The 19279-nt window shown below is 52.6% G+C and carries 17 protein-coding genes; all 17 read right to left on the bottom strand.

The genetic code is table 11. From position 1 onward, the window contains the following. Nucleotides 1-236: 236 nt before the first annotated feature. The gene (locus AC6HVW_RS24470) at nucleotides 237-1316 is read right to left on the bottom strand and encodes a GNAT family N-acetyltransferase (RefSeq protein WP_071682664.1); all 1080 of its coding nucleotides are present in this window, start codon (nucleotides 1314-1316) and stop codon (nucleotides 237-239) included. A 1-nt stretch (nucleotide 1317) separates the two neighbouring features. Further along, on the bottom strand, nucleotides 1318-2433 hold the full coding sequence (locus AC6HVW_RS24465; protein WP_071682663.1) for an ATP-grasp domain-containing protein: 1116 nt from the start codon (nucleotides 2431-2433) through the stop codon (nucleotides 1318-1320). A gap of 122 nt (nucleotides 2434-2555) precedes the next feature. Beyond that, the gene (gene glmS / locus AC6HVW_RS24460) at nucleotides 2556-4385 is read right to left on the bottom strand and encodes a glutamine--fructose-6-phosphate transaminase (isomerizing) (RefSeq protein ID WP_021181423.1); all 1830 of its coding nucleotides are present in this window, start codon (nucleotides 4383-4385) and stop codon (nucleotides 2556-2558) included. A 189-nt stretch (nucleotides 4386-4574) separates the two neighbouring features. Continuing rightward, nucleotides 4575-5945: a bifunctional UDP-N-acetylglucosamine diphosphorylase/glucosamine-1-phosphate N-acetyltransferase GlmU gene (glmU, locus tag AC6HVW_RS24455; protein ID WP_071682662.1), complete on the bottom strand. Its 1371-nt coding sequence runs from the start codon at nucleotides 5943-5945 to the stop codon at nucleotides 4575-4577. Nucleotides 5946-6239: 294 nt separating this feature from the next. After that, nucleotides 6240-6659 (bottom strand): F0F1 ATP synthase subunit epsilon, encoded by a 420-nt coding sequence (locus AC6HVW_RS24450; protein ID WP_004933814.1) that lies wholly within the window; start codon nucleotides 6657-6659, stop codon nucleotides 6240-6242. Nucleotides 6660-6679: 20 nt separating this feature from the next. Beyond that, a complete protein-coding gene (gene atpD / locus AC6HVW_RS24445) occupies nucleotides 6680-8062 on the bottom strand; it encodes a F0F1 ATP synthase subunit beta (RefSeq protein WP_024484688.1) in 1383 nt (460 codons plus the stop codon). A 32-nt stretch (nucleotides 8063-8094) separates the two neighbouring features. After that, nucleotides 8095-8958, bottom strand: a complete 864-nt coding sequence (gene atpG / locus AC6HVW_RS24440) for a F0F1 ATP synthase subunit gamma (protein ID WP_059199283.1) — start codon at nucleotides 8956-8958, stop codon at nucleotides 8095-8097. A gap of 57 nt (nucleotides 8959-9015) precedes the next feature. Further along, nucleotides 9016-10557, bottom strand: coding sequence for a F0F1 ATP synthase subunit alpha (gene atpA, locus AC6HVW_RS24435; protein WP_071682661.1), 1542 nt, complete (start codon nucleotides 10555-10557; stop codon nucleotides 9016-9018). Between the two features lie 12 nt (nucleotides 10558-10569). Then, entirely contained in the window at nucleotides 10570-11103 is a 534-nt protein-coding gene (atpH, locus tag AC6HVW_RS24430; protein ID WP_024484687.1) for a F0F1 ATP synthase subunit delta, read from the bottom strand. 14 nt (nucleotides 11104-11117) lie between these two features. Further along, on the bottom strand, nucleotides 11118-11588 hold the full coding sequence (gene atpF / locus AC6HVW_RS24425) for a F0F1 ATP synthase subunit B (RefSeq protein WP_024484686.1): 471 nt from the start codon (nucleotides 11586-11588) through the stop codon (nucleotides 11118-11120). A gap of 56 nt (nucleotides 11589-11644) precedes the next feature. Next, nucleotides 11645-11884 carry a F0F1 ATP synthase subunit C gene (atpE, locus tag AC6HVW_RS24420; protein WP_004393045.1) on the bottom strand — a complete coding sequence of 80 codons (240 nt, stop codon included), beginning with the start codon at nucleotides 11882-11884 and terminating at the stop codon, nucleotides 11645-11647. Between the two features lie 49 nt (nucleotides 11885-11933). Further along, a complete protein-coding gene (gene atpB / locus AC6HVW_RS24415) occupies nucleotides 11934-12713 on the bottom strand; it encodes a F0F1 ATP synthase subunit A (protein WP_065683402.1) in 780 nt (259 codons plus the stop codon). Nucleotides 12714-12735: 22 nt separating this feature from the next. After that, nucleotides 12736-13119 (bottom strand): F0F1 ATP synthase subunit I, encoded by a 384-nt coding sequence (gene atpI, locus AC6HVW_RS24410; protein WP_024484684.1) that lies wholly within the window; start codon nucleotides 13117-13119, stop codon nucleotides 12736-12738. 634 nt (nucleotides 13120-13753) lie between these two features. Continuing rightward, nucleotides 13754-14374: a 16S rRNA (guanine(527)-N(7))-methyltransferase RsmG gene (gene rsmG / locus AC6HVW_RS24405; RefSeq protein WP_071682660.1), complete on the bottom strand. Its 621-nt coding sequence runs from the start codon at nucleotides 14372-14374 to the stop codon at nucleotides 13754-13756. A 139-nt stretch (nucleotides 14375-14513) separates the two neighbouring features. Further along, on the bottom strand, nucleotides 14514-16403 hold the full coding sequence (gene mnmG, locus AC6HVW_RS24400) for a tRNA uridine-5-carboxymethylaminomethyl(34) synthesis enzyme MnmG (RefSeq protein ID WP_497569723.1): 1890 nt from the start codon (nucleotides 16401-16403) through the stop codon (nucleotides 14514-14516). A gap of 381 nt (nucleotides 16404-16784) precedes the next feature. After that, nucleotides 16785-17225 (bottom strand): FMN-binding protein MioC, encoded by a 441-nt coding sequence (gene mioC, locus AC6HVW_RS24395; RefSeq protein WP_024484681.1) that lies wholly within the window; start codon nucleotides 17223-17225, stop codon nucleotides 16785-16787. Between the two features lie 471 nt (nucleotides 17226-17696). Then, the gene (locus AC6HVW_RS24390; RefSeq protein WP_071682659.1) at nucleotides 17697-19208 is read right to left on the bottom strand and encodes a basic amino acid/polyamine antiporter; all 1512 of its coding nucleotides are present in this window, start codon (nucleotides 19206-19208) and stop codon (nucleotides 17697-17699) included. Nucleotides 19209-19279 lie beyond the last annotated feature (71 nt).

Here is a 19279-nt window from a genome sequence, read left to right as displayed (position 1 = left end):
TGACAGTAAAATGTACGAAATATGACAGTTATATTACAGTGGAGAGTGATTGATATTTATTTGATTAAAATCAGTGAGATGACGTCATTCTTAGCCGAAAACCAATCTGCAAAAACCTGCCTGTTGCTGCACTACCTCTCTGAATATGAGCAGTTTTCGCTCTTTTTTACACGCTTGTCATATTGCCAATCGTTGGCGCACTATCCCCAAGTTGCAGGGCGATATCTTAGTAATATTCATAACTGATAGCGTTCCAATAACGGCTGATAGACCTTGCGGGAAAGCCAGGAAATTACCGTCCAAATGCTACGCTGATAAACGTTCAGGTGCCGGACATAAACCATGCTGTATTCAATCACCGGTTGGCAACCGCGAACCCGCTTAAAATCTGGCGCGCCAGAACTCAAATTGAGAAACAGCTTACGATCCATGGTGTAGCGTAACGCAAAGGCGATCAGACGACGATATAGCGCCAATGATGCGGGTAATTCCGTCCGATAGCCGACGATCGGCACCGTTACCGTCTGTTCCAACTGAACCATTCCCAACACCCCCACCATTTGCTGCTGGTGGAACAAGCCGTACAGTTGCAACACACCAAGCTGCGAGGCCTGAGATAAATAACCGGCGGTGAACTGCACATTCTGGCGGCTGTATTTATCCAAGTAGAGCTGGTTATAAAGGCGTTCGGCACACTGCATCTGCTCGGGATCATCGACAGACAACCGTTTGAACTCCCATCCCATCTGATGCAGCAGTTTGTCATCCCGGCGCGCATTGATTTTTCCCCACCAGCGTAAAGGATCGTCCAGGCAATAAACCTGACGGCTGACGATAGGCAGCCAACCTTGCCGGGAAAGCCGCGCCAACAACTCGGGGGTCTGCTGCCCATTGAGCGAACGGATCATCAAAGTATGCCGGGGATAGCGCTGCAATGCCTGTTGCCGCAACGTGTCGGTATCCAGGGATTGCCAGTGGCTGCTGGTCATATTGGTGGAAAGGCACTGATTATTCAGCACCTGGAGCCGATCGACGTGTGCCAGCAATAAGGGCCACTTCAGCAACAGCGTCAGCCCATTGCACAGCGCCCGCAACGCGCTGTTATCGATTTTGATAATTTCATCCCGCGCGTAATCGACGATCAGCGCCAGCGGGGAAACCACATAGCAATTACCGGGCACGTAATCATTGACCGTCGCCGGTATCCAGAAGCCATCCTGTTGATACTCGGTCATCGACGTCTGAAGATTGGCAATCATGCCTGGCTGTTGCAACAGGGTCACTTGCAGGCGCTGCCAATGATTAACCTGTTCCATGCTAGCCATCCCACTCGATGTCGAAGGTGCTGGCATCGGTGAGAGGCCGCCGATAACGCAAGCTGCGGTATCCCATTTCCAACAATGCACACCACTGGGCTCCGGCACTTATCGGCCAACGGTGATCGTTGAGCAGATTAGGCGCTTGGCGAAAGTCCCGCCATAGCGTCACCAACTGCTTATCGCGCCAAGCCTGCCAGGCAAAGAATAACAGTATGATCACGCCCACATGTCCTGCCTTGGGCGGCGCTGGCTGGTATTGCAATTGCCCATCGGCAGCGATGGACATTTGAGCCCCCAGCAAATGTAGGCCGCTGGTGGCCCTGGGATTACACTCAATAACAAAAATCACCCCGTCCTGTTCGATAAAATCGAACGCCACCTGGCCATGAAAGCCGGTTTTTTCCCCAAACTGGAGCACAAAGTCGTCCAGCCGCCGATCCTGATGGGGAACAAAGTAGCTGCCTGCAGCCTGATTGAAGCAATATTTGGGTTGATAAGCCTGATGCACGATCAGCCTGCCGTGCTCAAAAACGGCATAGTTGCACAATGCCACGCCGTTTAATTTCTGCTGCTGCACCCAGGGGATATGCTCGTTGAGCTGCCGATCGTTCAATACACCCGGTTTTGGCGTACGGATCACTTGGCGACCAAAGCGTGAATAAACCGGTTTCAAAATGGTCTGGGGATTGTCGGCAATTTGCGAGCAAGAGTTCAGTAATCGGGTCGCGGGAGTCCGCACCTCACCCAATCCCGTTAACAGGCTCAGGCTTTGGTACTTATGATGCAGTTCAAATAGCAACCGCCGTTCAGGCATCAGCCACTCGGTAGGCCCGATATACGCAGCAAACGCCTGAGAGAGGTAGAAGATCTCTTCACAGGTGGGGATAAGCAGCCCAATGTCATGTTGATCGAGATAACCTTGCAGCTGCTGTTGATAACCGGCAAGGTCCTGGCGCGGGGAGGGAAGCCGTAGATAACCTTCAATCCCTTGTAAAAAGCGGCCCAGCGGCCATTTAAGGCTGTCCGCCAACCAGACGCGGTGCCCGCTGCGCAACGCAATACGTGCCCACTCTATTGCGACCGGAGCCCGTGCTCCAGTAATCAAAATATTCATTATCTACGTATACCCTTCCCTGTAGCATCACCCGCCAATCATAGCGTTAATGGTAAAACTGGGGCGAAAAAAATACCGTGTTGAGTCACCCAACACGGTATTCATAGCAGGAAGGTTAATGATTATTCCACGGTAACCGACTTCGCCAGGTTACGTGGCTGATCCACATCGGTACCTTTGATCAGGGCGACGTAATAGGACAAAAGCTGCAACGGCACGGTGTAGAAGATCGGTGCAACGATTTCTTCCACGTGCGGCAGTGGGATGATGGTCATCCCTTCGCTGCTGACGAAGCCGGCATCCTGATCGGCGAACACATACAGCTGGCCACCACGAGCACGTACCTCTTCGATATTGGATTTAAGCTTCTCCAACAGCTCGTTGTTAGGCGCAACCACGATCACCGGCATGTCGGCATCGATCAACGCCAGCGGGCCGTGCTTAAGCTCACCGGCGGCGTATGCCTCTGCGTGGATATAGGAAATCTCTTTGAGCTTCAGCGCCCCTTCCATCGCGATCGGGTATTGATCGCCGCGGCCAAGGAACAGAGCATGATGTTTATCAGAGAAACCTTCCGCCAGCGCTTCGATGCTCTTATCCAGTGACAGCATCTGCTCGATACGCGCAGGCAGCGCTTGCAGACCGTGCACAATGTCATGCTCTACGCTTTCCGCCATCCCTTTCAGGCGGCCCAAACGCGCCACCAGCATCAGCAATACAGCAAGCTGGGTGGTAAAGGCTTTGGTTGAAGCAACACCAATTTCGGTACCGGCCTTGGTCATCAGCGCCAGATCGGATTCACGCACCAGCGAAGAACCCGCCACGTTGCACACCGCCAGAGAACCCAAATAGCCCAGCTCTTTGGACAGGCGCAGCGCTGCCAGCGTATCGGCTGTCTCACCGGATTGAGACAGGGTGATGATCAGGCTGCCTGGGCGTACCGCTGACTTGCGATAACGGAATTCAGAGGCGATCTCGACGTCACAAGGCACACCGGCCAACGCCTCGAACCAGTAACGCGCCACCATCCCGGAGTGGTAGGAAGTCCCACAGGCGATGATCTGCACGTGCTGCACTTTTGACAGCAGCTCGTCGGCGTGCGGGCCAAGCTCACTCAGGTCGATCTTGCCATGGCTGAAACGCCCCTCAAGGGTGTTTTTCAGCGCCATTGGCTGCTCAAAAATCTCTTTTTGCATGTAATGACGGTACGCGCCTTTGTCACCGGCGTCGTATTGCACCTGAGATTCGATCTCCGGGCGCTCAATCGCATTACCCTGCTTGTCAAAAATGCTGACGGTGCGGCGGGTCACTTCTACCACGTCGCCTTCTTCCAGGAAGATAAAGCGGCGGGTTACCGGCAGCAGGGCCAGTTGGTCGGAGGCAATGAAGTTTTCGCCTACGCCACGGCCAATCACCAGCGGGCTACCTGAACGGGCAGCCACCAATACGCTCGGATCACGGCTATCCATCACCACGGTGCCATAAGCGCCACGCAACTGCGGGATCACACGCTGAACCACTTCCAGCAGCGTACCGCCCTGCTTCTGTTCCCAATGCACCAGGTGAGCAATCACCTCGGTATCAGTTTCAGAACTGAAGTGATAGCCACGCTCAATCAGTTGTTCGCGCAGCGGTTCGTAGTTTTCGATGATGCCGTTATGCACCACCGCGATGTAATCTGAAACATGAGGATGCGCGTTCGCTTCTGAAGGTTCACCATGCGTCGCCCAACGGGTATGGGCAATCCCGGTACCACCATGCAGATCCTGTTGCTCTGCCGCTTCAGCCAGTTTTTGTACTTTACCGACACGACGTAGACGGCTGACGTTCCCCTCGCTATCCACCACGGCCAGACCCGCTGAGTCATAGCCCCGATATTCCAGGCGGCGTAAACCTTCCAGCAGGATCTCAGCGATATCACGTTGCGCTACTGCACCTACAATTCCACACATCTGTTGTATTCCTAATTAAACGCCTTGCGGGCGCTTTCGATGTCTCGACCTGATTTTTGCCGGTTTTACCGTGCTTCCCCGAGCCTGTAGAGAATGGGGATTATTATGTTTTTCTCTGTACTCTTTAGCGAAAGTACAGAGCAAAACCCTATCACCACCCCTCTCCCAAAGGAGAGGGAGGTAAAAATATTACTTTTTCTTGGTTGGACGCTGCCAGCCTTGAATGTGCACCTGCTTGACCCGGCTCAACACCAGCTCATTATCCGCAATATCACGGGTCACCGTGGTACCGGCAGCGATCGTCACCCCTTTGCCTACGGTGACCGGAGCCACCAACTGAGTGTCCGAACCGACAAACACGCCGTCGCCGATAATGGTTTTGTGCTTGTTGGCACCGTCGTAGTTACAGGTAATGGTACCGGCACCGATATTCACATCGTCGCCAATTTCGGCATCGCCCAGATAGCTCAGGTGGCCGGCTTTGGAGCCTTTGCCCAGGCGGGCCTTTTTGATTTCCACGAAATTACCAACGTGGGCACCTTCTGCCAGTTCGGCACCAGGGCGCAGACGGGCAAATGGGCCAACGGTACAGGCCGCTTCCAGCTGCGCATTTTCCAGCACGCTGTAAGGGCTGATCTCGCAGTCATCGCCAATCACGCAGTCTCTCAGTACGCAGCCAGCACCGATCTTCACGCGGTTACCCAGCTTGACCATACCTTCGATAATCACGTTGGCATCAATGGAGATATCACGGCCATGATCCAGCACGCCACGCAGATCGAAGCGTGCCGGATCCAGCAGCATCACACCAGCCAGCAGCAGCTTCTCTGCCTGCTCGGCCTGATACACGCGTTCAAGCTGCGACAGTTGCAGGCGGTTATTCACGCCTTCAACTTCGCTCAGGCGCGCCGGGTGTACCGCCTCAATCTTGTTACCCTCGGCATGCGCCAAGGCAATGATGTCGGTGATATAGAATTCACCCTGCGCGTTATTATTATTCAACTTGCCCAGCCAGCGCTTTAGATCGCGGCCATTGGCCACCAGAATGCCGGTGTTGATCTCATTAATCTGGCGCTGCTCATCGTTGGCATCTTTATGTTCGACAATGCCCACCACGGTGCCGTTTTCACGTACGATGCGGCCATAACCGCTCGGGTCTTGCAGCTTCACCGTCAGCAGGCCAATGCCACCCTGAGGTTTGGCTGCCAGCAGACGCGTCAGCGTTTCGACGGCGATCAAGGGCACATCGCCATACAGCATCAGCACGTCTTCATCATCGGCAAAATGCGGGGCCGCCTGCTGCATTGCATGGCCGGTTCCCAACTGCTCGGCCTGCAACACCCAGTTTAGTGCATCATTACGCAGGGTGCTTTTCAGCAGTTCGCCGCCGTGGCCGTAAACCAGATGGACGTTTTTGGCACCCAGCTTCATGGCCGCATCAATGACGTGCTGCACCATTGGCTTACCCGCCAGCGGATGTAACACCTTGGGAAGGTCGGAATACATGCGTGTTCCCTTGCCCGCGGCGAGGATAACCACGCTCATTGCGCTGTTAGACATAAGCAACCTGATAACTCCATTTTGATGGACGAAAGTAAAACCGTTTGATGGCGGAATTACTACATATTTCTCTACACGAATCCGGCGCAACCCCTGTGGCTCTAGGCCTGCCATTATCCGGAGTATTCTTATTCAACCGAAAAAAAACTGTCGGCGATCGGCGACGCTTCACGGCGCCGTCAGCGCTAATACAGCACAATGCCTGGCCGGTTGAAACGCTTATTTTAAAACAAAAAAAAAGCGACCCACAGGGGCCGCTTTCTTATTTCCACACGCTGCAGGCAACGCGGGAGTTTACATCGCTTTTCTGGTGAGCTCGATAACGCGCAGTTTCGCGATCGCTTTCGCCAGTTCAGCAGATGCCTGAGCATAGTCGACATCGCCATGAGAGCTACGGATGTGCTCTTCAGCTTTACGCTTAGCTTCCAGCGCTCTCGCTTCGTCGAGGTCCGTTCCACGGATGGCAGTGTCCGCCAACACGGTTACCACGCTCGGCTGTACCTCAAGGATACCGCCGGACAGGTAGATGAACTCTTCTTCACCGTGCTGTTTAACAATACGCACCATGCCAGGCTTGATGGCAGTCAGCAGCGGCGCATGGCCAGGGAAGATCCCCAGTTCGCCTTCGCTGCCTGTCACCTGGATCTTCTGCACCAGGCCGGAAAACATCTGTTTTTCCGCGCTGACGACATCCAGATGGTAAGTCATAGCCATATCACCCTCCTCTCAAGGCGTTACAGTTTCTTGGCTTTTTCCACTGCTTCTTCAATGGTGCCAACCATGTAGAACGCCTGCTCCGGCAGGTGGTCATAGTCGCCGTCCATAATGCCTTTGAAACCACGGATGGTGTCTTTCAGCGATACGAACTTGCCCGGAGAACCGGTAAAGACTTCTGCCACGAAGAACGGCTGAGACAGGAAACGTTGGATTTTACGCGCACGGGATACAACCAGCTTGTCATCTTCTGACAGCTCGTCCATACCCAGGATGGCGATGATATCTTTCAGTTCCTGGTAGCGTTGCAGAATAGACTGCACGCCACGCGCTACGTCGTAGTGCTCCTGGCCAACTACCAGCGGATCCAGCTGACGGCTGGTGGAATCCAGCGGGTCAACGGCCGGGTAGATACCCAGAGAAGCGATGTTACGGCTCAGTACCACGGTTGCATCCAAGTGAGCAAAGGTGGTGGCTGGTGATGGGTCAGTCAAGTCATCCGCAGGAACGTAAACGGCCTGCACAGAGGTGATTGAACCAGTCTTGGTAGAGGTGATACGTTCTTGCAGAACACCCATCTCTTCCGCCAGCGTTGGCTGATAACCTACCGCCGATGGCATACGGCCCAGAAGTGCGGACACTTCGGTACCGGCCAGGGTATAACGGTAGATGTTATCGACGAACAGCAGTACGTCACGACCTTCGTCACGGAACTTCTCAGCCATGGTCAGGCCGGTCAGCGCAACGCGCAGACGGTTACCTGGTGGCTCGTTCATCTGGCCGTAAACCAGGGAAACTTTGTCCAGTACGTTGGAGTCGGTCATTTCGTGGTAGAAGTCGTTACCCTCACGAGTACGTTCACCCACGCCCGCAAACACAGAATAACCGGAGTGCTCGATCGCGATGTTACGGATCAGCTCCATCATGTTTACGGTTTTACCTACACCAGCACCGCCGAACAGACCGACTTTACCACCCTTGGCGAACGGGCAGATCAGGTCCATTACCTTGATACCGGTTTCCAGCAGATCCTGGGAACTGGACAGCTCTTCGTAGCTTGGCGCCGGGCGGTGAATAGCCCAACGTTCTTCTTCGCCGATGTCGCCCTTCATGTCGATTGGTTCACCCAATACGTTCATGATACGGCCCAGGGTAGCTTTACCTACCGGTACTTCAATTGGGTGCTGCAGGTCGGTTACGGCCAGACCACGACGCAGACCGTCTGAGGTCCCCATTGCGATACAGCGAACCACGCCGCCACCCAGCTGTTGCTGAACTTCCAGCACCAATTTCTCGGTGCCGTTTGCAACCTCAAGAGCGTTGTACACTTTCGGTACGGCATCCTGAGGGAACTCGACGTCCACCACGGCGCCGATTACCTGGATAATCTTTCCAGTAGCCATCTTGAATCCTCTACGTAATTCGTAAACCTAGCTTAAACCGCGGAGGCTCCCGAAACGATCTCGGTGAGTTCCTGAGTGATGCTGGCCTGACGCGCCTTGTTGTATACCAACTGCAGCTCTTTGATCAGGCTACCGCCGTTATCGGTTGCGGCTTTCATCGCGACCATTCGTGCGGCCTGCTCGCTGGCCAGGTTTTCCACGACGCCCTGATAAACTTGCGATTCCACATAACGGCGCAGCAAGGTATCAAGCAGCACTTTTGGATCGGGCTCATACAGGTAATCCCAAGATTTTTTCTTCAGTTCACTGTCATCAGAAGGTGGCAATGGCAGAAGTTGCAGTAACTGCGGTTCCTGGGACATCGTATTAACAAATTTGTTGCTGACAACGTACAGCTTGTCTAAACGACCTTCGTCGTAGGCTTGCAACATCACTTTCACTGGACCGATCAGATCCGACAGGGAAGGGTTATCCCCCATGCCGGTCACCTGGGCAACCACGTTGCCGCCCACGGAACCAAAGAAAGAGGCCGCTTTTGAGCCAATCAGCGCTAAATCAGCTTCAACGCCTTTTTCAGACCAGCGTTTCATCTCTGCCAACAGCTTCTTGAACAGGTTGATGTTCAAGCCGCCGCAGAGACCACGGTCAGTAGACACCACCAGATACCCGACGCGCTTAACGTCACGCTCATCCAGGTACGGGTGCTTATATTCCAGATTCCCTAAAGCCAGGTGACCAATCACCTCGCGCATGGTCTCTGCATAAGGACGGCTGGCCGCCATGCGTTCCTGCGATTTACGCATTTTGGAGGCGGCGACCATTTCCATCGCTTTAGTGATCTTCTGCGTGTTTTGCACGCTGGCGATCTTACTACGTATCTCTTTTGCGCCGGCCATCTCTGCTTCTCCTCATTGCCAGTGGCCTGCCGTCTTACAACGGCAGGCCACTATGCGTTACCAGGACTGGGTTGCCTTGAAGGTATCGAGGATGCCTTTCAGCTTGCCTTCGATCTCATCGTTATAAGCACCAGTTTGGTTGATGTGGTTCAGCAGTTCGGCATGCTCGCGGTCCGCAAAAGCAACCAGAGCGGCTTCGAAGCTGACGACTTTCGCCACTTCTACGTCGTTCAGGTAGCCACGCTCGGCGGCAAACAGCACCAGAGACTGTTGTGCGACGGACATCGGCGCATACTGTTTCTGTTTCAGCAGCTCGGTCACTTTCTGACCGTGGCTCAGCTGTTTACGCGTTGCATCGTCCAGATCGGAAGCGAACTGAGAGAACGCAGCCAGTTCACGATACTGTGCCAGAGCGGTACGAATACCACCGGACAGTTTTTTCATGATCTTGGTCTGTGCTGCACCACCCACACGGGATACGGAAATACCCGGGTTAACCGCCGGACGAATACCGGAGTTAAACAGGTTTGATTCCAGGAAGATCTGACCATCGGTAATCGAGATTACGTTGGTCGGAACGAACGCGGAAACGTCACCCGCCTGGGTTTCAATGATCGGCAGAGCGGTCAGTGAACCGGTTTTGCCTTTGACTTCACCTTTGGTGAAGGCTTCAACGTATTCGGCGTTAACACGCGCAGCACGCTCCAGCAAACGGGAGTGGAGGTAGAATACGTCGCCTGGGTAAGCTTCACGACCTGGTGGACGGCGAAGCAGCAGGGAGATCTGACGGTAAGCAACGGCCTGTTTGGACAGGTCATCGTATACGATCAGCGCATCTTCACCACGGTCACGGAAGTATTCACCCATTGCGCAACCGGCATATGGCGCCAGGTATTGCAGTGCAGCGGATTCTGACGCGGTAGCCACAACCACGATGGTGTTGGCCAGTGCGCCGTGCTCTTCCAGCTTGCGCACCACGTTAGCGATGGTGGACGCTTTCTGGCCGATAGCCACGTAAACGCATTTGATACCGGAATCGCGCTGGTTGATGATCGCATCGATCGCCAGGGCGGTTTTACCGGTTTGACGGTCGCCGATCACCAGCTCACGCTGGCCACGACCGATTGGGATCATGGCGTCGACCGATTTGTAGCCGGTCTGTACAGGCTGATCAACAGACTGACGTTCGATAACGCCAGGTGCGATAGTTTCAACCGGAGAGAAACCGTCGTTGTCAACCGGGCCTTTACCATCGATAGGTGCGCCCAGGGTGTTGACTACGCGGCCCAGCAGGCCACGGCCAACCGGAACTTCCAGAATACGGCCGGTACATTTTACCTTCATGCCTTCGGCCAGATCCGAATACGGACCCATTACCACGGCACCTACAGAGTCACGCTCCAGGTTCAATGCAATTGCGTAACGGTTGCCTGGCAGTGCGATCATTTCGCCCTGCATAACCTCGGCCAAACCGTGTACGCGGATGATCCCGTCGCTGACGGAAACGATGGTACCTTCATTGTGAGCTTCGCTCACTACATTGAACTGAGCAATGCGCTGCTTGATCAGTTCGCTGATTTCGGTGGAATTCAGTTGCATGCTCCAGTCCCCTTAAGACTGCAAGACGTCTGCCAGGCGCTCGAGACGGCCACGTACGCTGCCATCGATCACCAGATCACCGGCACGGATAATGACACCGGCCAGTACAGACTTGTCAATTTTGCAATTCAGCTTAACTTTGCGTGACAGACGTTTTTCCATCGCAGCGACAATCTTGGCTTGCTGTGTGTCGTTCAGTGCGCTCGATGAGAGCACCTCGACTTCGACGGTGGATTCCAGCGCGGCGCGCAGTTCAATGAACTGTTGCAGCACCGCAGGAAGGACCAGTAAACGCCCATTTTCGGCCATTACACGGATAAAGTTCTGGCCATGTTCGTCGAGCTCATCGCCACAAACCGCAATAAACGTGTTGGACAAGGTTTCAGGTGCTACCGCACCGGAAAGCAGTTCCGCCATCTGTTCATTACGCGTGACAACAGCAGTAAACGCCAGCATTTGCTGCCAGCGTTCTACGCTTTGGTTCTCAACGGCAAAGTCAAAAGCTGCTTTGGCGTAGGGGCGAGCTACGGTGATAAATTCAGACATCAGCCCCTCCCTCCTTACAGTTCAGCGACCAGTTTATCAACGATGTCGCTGTTAGCAGCTTCATCCACGGAACGTTCGATGATCTTCTCGGCACCGGCAATTGCCAGCATCGCGACTTGCTTACGCAACTCTTCACGAGCGCGCTTACGTTCGGCTTCGATCTCAGCCTGAGCCTGCGCGACGATTTTGTTACGCTCCTGCTCGGCTTCTGCTTTCGCTTCGTCCACGATCTGAGCTTTGCGTTTGTTTGCTTGCTCAATAATCGCCTGGGCTTCCGCTTTGGCAGTTTTCAGCTGGTCGGTCGCAGTGGCCTGCGCTAAGTCCAAATCTTTTTTGCCACGTTCTGCAGAAGCGAGGCCATCAGCAATTTCTTTCTGACGCTTCTCGATGGCTGCCATAATCGGCGGCCATACATACTTCATGCAGAACCAGACAAACAGGATGAACGCGATAGCCTGGCCGAGGATTGTTGCGTTAATATTCACAGCACAATGCCTCTTTAAAAGTTAATTAATGGTTGTTTGTAGAGGGTTACCCCTACTTACGCGACAGCAAACATCACGTAAAGACCCAGACCAACAGCGATCATCGGGATGGCGTCAACCAGGCCCATAACGATAAAGAACTGTGTACGCAACAGCGGGATCAGATCAGGTTGACGTGCAGCGCCTTCCAAGAATTTACCACCCAGGATGCCGATACCGATCGCAGCACCGATTGCCGCTAACCCCATCATAATAGCGGCAGCCATGTACAGCAGATCCATATTCAGGTTTTCCATGACAGTCTCCAGTTTGTTTCAGTTTAATAGTGCAAGTGTTTTAAGAAAATCAGTGCTCTTCAGACGCCATCGACAGATAGACGATCGTCAGAACCATGAAAATAAAGGCTTGAAGCGTAATGATCAGGATGTGGAAGATTGCCCAAGGCAAACTCAGCATCCACTGTGACCACCACGGCAACAGACCAGCAATCAGGATGAAGATCAACTCACCCGCATACATGTTGCCGAACAGTCGCAGACCCAGTGAAACAGGTTTGGACAGCAGGCTGACACCTTCAAGGATCAGGTTAATGGGAATAAATACCGGGTGGTTGAACGGCTGCATGGTTAACTCTTTGACGAACCCACCAATGCCTTTCATTTTAATGCTATAGAACAGGATCAGGACAAATACGGCCAACGCCATCGACAGCGTGATATTCACGTCGGCGGTAGGCACCGCACGCAGTGCTGGCAGACCGAGATAATTCTCAGCGATAAACGGCAGGAAGTCGACCGGGATAAGGTCCATCAGGTTCATCAGGAACACCCAGACGAATACCGTCAGCGCCAGCGGAGCAATCACCTTGCTCTTGCCGTGGTACATATCTTTAACGCTGTTATCGACAAAGCCAACGATCAGCTCAACGGCGGTTTGCAACTTTCCGGGCACGCCGCTGGTGGCGTTTTTGGCTACCTTGCGGAAAACCGCCAGAAAGACCACCCCGAGGACAATGGAGAAAAACATCGAGTCGACGTTAATCGACCAGAACCCCGTCCCGACCTGAAGCTGCGTCAGGTGGTGACCGATATACTCCTGTGGAGTCAAGACTTCTCCTGCAGACATGATGCCTCTTACCCTTATTTAGTTAAGTTCGGTAACTGTTAATCACGGCTGGTGCCACTATCTGCACAATCAACACCGCTAAATAGGTCAGGCCAAGCGGTACAAACGCCGCTTTGAACACCCCAAGCGCCACGATCAGCAAAACGATGGTGATCACGACCTTTAGCCCTTCACCAATGGCGAACGACCAGGCAACCCGTCCGGGTGCCGGCGTCTGTGCCTGATGACGCAAGGCAAACAGCATAAACATGGCATTGGGTAACCAGGCAGCCAGGCCACCTGCCAGTGCCGAACCGCTCCACTCCAGACTTTTCAGGCCGAAAGCAGCGCTGATCAAAACAAAAGTCATTAACTGCAGCAACAGCAACTTGCGTGCAACTTTTCCGCTGTACAGGGACACAGACATGACGTTTGTTCTCTCCGTACCCCTGAGGGGGTATGCCGACGTATAAAACTGCCTTTGCGGTTCTGAGTCAAGCAGCAAAAAACGTGCAAATTATACGGGCCACTCCAACGAATTCAATCGATAAGTAGCGAAAAGGTGAACAATTATTTAAATTTCCCCTTTTCGGGCTATTTTCACAAGAAAATGGCCGGAATAATCGCTCGTATTTATTTGTCTGACTATTCCACAGTTGCGGTAAGAAACGTGCAACCGATCACAATACTGACTATTAATGAGTTATAGCCCAGGTTCACGAGCTAGGTCTTTAGCTTTTTGGGCGATCAAAAAATATTATAAATCAAATCATTACAACGTAACCGTTCAAAAACAATCCTTATACCCCATAAAAACCTTTTATTGACATTCACAGGAATAATAAAGCAACACTCAATTAACACTGACAGCAAATCGGAATCTTTCACACATTGTTGCTAACGTGACTATCACCCACTGCAATGATGCGTTTTTAGCATAACAATGTTAATTAAAGGTAAACAAACTACGGGAGGCCTATCTGATTAGCCTGCTTGCTATTTACCTTCTGTACCCTACACCAATCGCTGATTATTTGATGCTAAACAATTCTGATTTGGCTTTAGTGAGCTTTCAGGACGATCAAATGGCGCTCGCCCTCCAGCTCCGGCACTTGCAAACGCACCACCGACTCCAAAGCAATCCCTTCTGGCAACTGAGCCAACTCGTCTTGCGGGCAAACCCCTTTCAGCGCATAAAAACGCCCCTGCCCTTTGGCTGGCAGATGGTGACACCAGGCCAACATGTCTTGCAGTGAAGCAAAAGCACGGCTGATCACACCATCAAACGGCGGTTCTGCCACAAACTCTTCTACGCGGCTCTGTACCGGCTCGATATTGTTCAACCCCAGCTCATGCTGAACCTGCCGCAGGAAGCGTACGCGCTTGCCCAGGCTGTCTAACAGGGTGAAATGGGCATCTGGCCGCACTATTGCCAACGGAATGCCAGGCAAACCAGGGCCGGTGCCAACGTCGATAAAGCGTGAACCTGTCAGATGGGCATTCACCACGATGCTGTCCATGATATGACGCACCAGCATTTGCTGCGGATCGCGAACGGAAGTGAGGTTGTAAGCCTTGTTCCACTTGTCGAGCATAGCGACATAGCCCAGCAATTGCTGTTTTTGTTGATCGGGAAGCGAAATTCCAGCCGCCGAAAGCAACGAATCCAATTTTTTTTGCACAACAGAGTCCTCTGACAGGCGTGGAACAGCAGGCCAATCTGCAACTGCTCTCTTAGGCAGTCTATGATAATTCAGGCTTGAGGTGATGTCAGCGACCGTTTGCTCAGCAGATAGGCAAACGGCCACTCGGTAAGCGTATTTATGCGCTGCGGCGCAGTAAGCCCTGCTTTTTCAGCCAGATAAGCAAAATGGAGATCGCTGCTGGGGTGATACCGGAAATGCGCGAAGCCTGGCCGATCGAGTTAGGTTTGTGATCGTTCAATTTGGCGATCACCTCATTGGACAATCCGGAGACCTGACGATAATCAAGATCCAGCGGCAGCACGGTATTCTCGTTGCGTTGCTGTTTGTCGATCTCATCTTGCTGGCGAGCGATGTAGCCTTCGTATTTCACCTGAATTTCCACTTGCTCAGCGGCTTCGGTGTCTGCCAGTGCAGGAGCAAAAGCTGCCACCGCAGTCAGTTGACCATAATCCATTTCCGGGCGGCGCAGCAGTTCTTCGCCGTTGGCTTCGCGTGACAGAGGCGCTTTCAGCAGGACGTTAACCTGTTCGACGTTCTCTGAATGTGGGTGCACCCAGATATCACGCAGACGCTGGCGTTCCTGTTCGATGTGCTCAAGCTTTTCGCAGTAGCGCTGCCAGCGCTCATCGTCAACTAGCCCCAGTTCACGGCCTTTTTCCGTCAGGCGTAGATCGGCGTTGTCTTCACGCAACATCAGGCGGTATTCGGCACGTGAGGTAAACATGCGGTACGGCTCTTTGGTGCCCAGCGTACTGAGATCGTCCACCAGTACCCCCAGGTAAGCCTGATCGCGGCGTGGTGACCAGCCTTCGTCTTCAACGGCATAACGTCCGGCGTTCAACCCGGCCAACAGACCCTGTGCGGCAGCTTCTTCGTAACCGGTAGTGCCGTTGATCTGGCCTGCGAAGAATAGCCCCTGGATAAATTTGCTTTCCAACGTCGGTTTCAGATCGCGTGGATCGAAGAAATCGTACTCGATGGCATAGCCAGGGCGAACGATACGAGCATTTTGCATCCCTTCCATCGAACGCACGATTTGCATCTGAACGTCAAACGGCAAACTGGTGGAAATTCCGTTCGGATAGATCTCGTTGCTGGTTAACCCTTCAGGTTCCAGGAAAATCTGGTGTGCATTACGATCGGCAAAGCGCATCACTTTGTCTTCGATCGATGGGCAGTAGCGTGGGCCGATCCCTTCGATGATCCCGGCATACATCGGGCTACGATCGAGGTTATTGCGGATCACGTCATGTGTTTTTTCATTGGTGTGCGTGATGTAGCACGGCACCTGTTGCGGATGCTGGCTAGCGTTGCCCAGGAAAGAAAACACTGGGATTGGCGTATCGCCATGCTGCTCAGCCAGAACGCTGAAGTCTATGGTACGTGCATCGATACGGGGAGGTGTACCCGTTTTCAGGCGATTGACACGCAGAGGTAGTTCACGCAGACGCTGTGACAAAGAGATCGACGGAGGATCCCCGGCACGGCCACCGCTGTAGTTTTCCAGGCCGATGTGGATCTTGCCATCCAGGAAGGTGCCCACGGTCAGTACTACCGCTTTGGCACGGAATTTCAGCCCCATCTGGGTCACTGCACCCACCACGCGATCGTTCTCGACGATCAGATCCTCAACCGGTTGTTGGAAGATCATCAGGTTTGGCTGGTTCTCCAATGCGGTATGAACGGCTTGGCGATACAGGACGCGATCTGCCTGAGCTCGAGTGGCTCGCACTGCCGGGCCTTTGCTGGCGTTTAGTATCCTAAACTGAATGCCTGCATGGTCGATCGCCTTGGCCATCAGCCCGCCGAGTGCGTCGATTTCCTTGACCAGATGCCCTTTCCCGATACCACCGATCGCCGGATTACAGGACATTTGTCCCAGCGTGTCGATATTGTGGGTCAGTAATAAAGTCTGACGTCCCATACGTGCCGCAGCCATGGCGGCTTCGGTTCCGGCATGGCCACCACCGATGATAATGACGTCAAATTGCTCTGGATAAAACATGGAACAGCACCTCGGAGTACTTGCGAACGATCGTTGTTTGCCCTGGGGGGAGGATTCTACTCAAGTTTAGTCGATCGACCAAGCGGTCAGGATCTTAGGTAATTAAAAGAAGATCTTTTTTATTTAAAGATCTCTTTATTAGATCTCTTATTAGGATCGCGATCCTCTGTGGATAAGTGATTATTCCACATAAAGATCAGCCGATTAAGCAGGATCGTTTGCTGTGAATGATCGGTGATCCTGGCCAGTATAAGCTGGGATCTAAATGGCATGTTATCCACAGGACAGAAAGCATACGACGGTTGTTATTGGGATAACTACCGCTTATACCCTGCTTTCAAGCCTAGTTATACACAATCGTTCGCGCGATCTTTAACCTAATTAGAGTAAAATAATCCAATTCTTCAGCCATTCTTCGGCAGGATCCTCGGGAATTTCATGTTGGGTCACGTCGATCTCGAGACGATCGCCGATCCTTTTCGCTCCACGAGCCTGGAAAAGATCGTCGATCTGTTTGATCGCACCACAGAAGGTATCGTACTCGGAACTGCCCAAACCGACGGCACCAAACTGCACCTGAGATAAATCAGGCTGCTGCTCTGCCAGTTGTTCCAGCAGCGGCTGCAAGTTATCTGGTAAATCACCGGCACCGTGAGTGGAGGAAACCACCAACCAGCGGCCTGACAGCGTCAATTCATCCAATTCAGGGCCATGCAGCATTTCTGTTGAGAAACCTGCTTCTTCGAGTTTCTCGGCCAAATGTTCAGCCACGTATTCTGCGCTGCCAAGCGTGCTGCCACTGATCAGAGTGATGTCTGCCATGAATGAATGATCCCAACCTTAAACTCAAGAGGCCGTATTGTACTCTGTGAATCAGCTGGGATCTACCTGTGGATAATATGGGTATAACGATCGGGGGAACCTGGATCCATCGACAACATCAACGGTTCATCAGACACAATTATGGCGCTATTTTTTCATAATTTATTGATTTAATTAGCTAGGAAATCATTGGACGTGGTCTGAAGCCATCTTGCCAACCTTGCCGTGGTGGTTGCTATGTGAGGATAAGTTTTATTTTTCAACTGGTGGATAAGACAGAGGGTCGGGCGAAAGCCCTGTGCATGAGCGCAGAAGCAGGGGGTTACTGGCGGTATGATGACATGATTAACCGCGGCTATGGTTAACCATGTCACCAATTCCTTAAACACTGGCTCTTTCAATGAAGCCTAAGGTCATCAAATAGCAGCTTTGCTCCCCTAGCTTCTTCCGGGCTAGGGGGCAAAAGATCGGTTATAGCGTGATGCGCCCCATCATTAGCAACCAGATGACGATGGCATCAAGCAGCAACAGGATCGCCAGATAAAAAATTTCTTTATTCTGGAACAGCGGCTGATTGTCGCCCTTCTCTTTACGAGACCATATGAACACCGGTAGCCCGCAGGTCAGCAGAATGGGAACCAGCGCCACATACTGGATTTGGCTGGCATAAAGGATAAACAGGCAGAATATGACGCCAAGAATGCCGCTGACAAGGGCAAATTTACGCCCCTTTTTGGCATACTGATCGTACTCACGATTGAGGCAAATTTTCGCCATATACAAGGTCGTAGTGATATATGCAGGCACCACCATCAATGCACTAATGTTGTACATCGTGTTCCAGGCGTCATTAGAAAAATAGACTAATAACATCGCAGCCTGCATCACAAAACTGCTGACCCAAAGGGAAACATTGGCGGCCTGTTTGCTATTGGTGCGCGCAAAAGCGCGTGGGAAAGCGCCTTTTTGCCCGGCAACCATGGGAATTTCAGCGCAAAGCATCGTCCAGGCTAACCAGCCAGCCAGTACTGAAATAATCAGCCCCACGTTCATTAACCAACCGCCCCAGTGACCGACTACTTTCGCCAGGACGCCTGCGGTCGATGGATTACTGACCTGAGCAAGTTCAGCCTGCGGCATAACGCCAAACGGCAATATTGACATCAGTATGTAGATGATAAGCGCCAACAGAAAACCCAGTAGCGTGGCCTTACCGACATCTTTCTTGTTTTTGGCTCGTCCAGAAAGAACGACTGCGCCCTCTACGCCAATAAATGCCCATAGAGTCACCGTCATTGGGGCCAGAATTTGCGACATCAGTGATACGGGCTTAGCGTGGTTGCCGACCCCTTCAACGATTTGTGGTGCAGTTCCCCAAAAGTTGCTAAACAGCTGAGAATAGTTGATTAAGAAGCCCAGTATGACAACAAACAGCACCAGTGGTACAAGTTTGGCGATAGTACCGAGAGTGTTCACAAAACCTGCAACTTTTGTCCCGGACAAGACCAGGAAGTTGTAACCCCAAATCAAAACCGAACCGCAGATAATAGAATTGAGGTTATTCCCATCGGTGAATACACCGGGGAAAAACTGGTTTAACGCATCCATCAAGATTACGGCGAAGGCGACGTTGCCAAAGGCAGTCATCAGCCAGTATCCCCAGGCGACGTTGAAAGCAATAAATGAGCCGAAGCCCTCCTGGGCATACATATAGACGCCCGCCTGTAGGTCTGGGCGCAGGTCGGACAACAGGCGGAATGAGTTCGCGATAAAGTAGATACCAATACCTGCGATAAGCCACGCGATAATGATCGGCCCTACTGCCGAGGTAGCAGCTGTGTTTTGGGGCAGGCTAAATACCCCACCGCCCAGCATAGAACCTACAACAATGGCGATTAATGCAATTAGCCCGAGCTTGTGCTCGCCGTCCGTCTTTGCTGCGTCAGTAGCACTCGTTGCTGATGTTGAAGATTGATTTGACATAAATAAAACCCTTGCATCGGAATAGACATCACCCCGGCCCTGGCGGGTCGGAGTGATGAGATAACTAGCTG

This window comes from Serratia sp. NCCP-200 (assembly GCF_059697885.1).
Note: the sequence above shows the minus strand (reverse complement) of the source record. Positions and strands in the feature narration are given on the sequence as shown.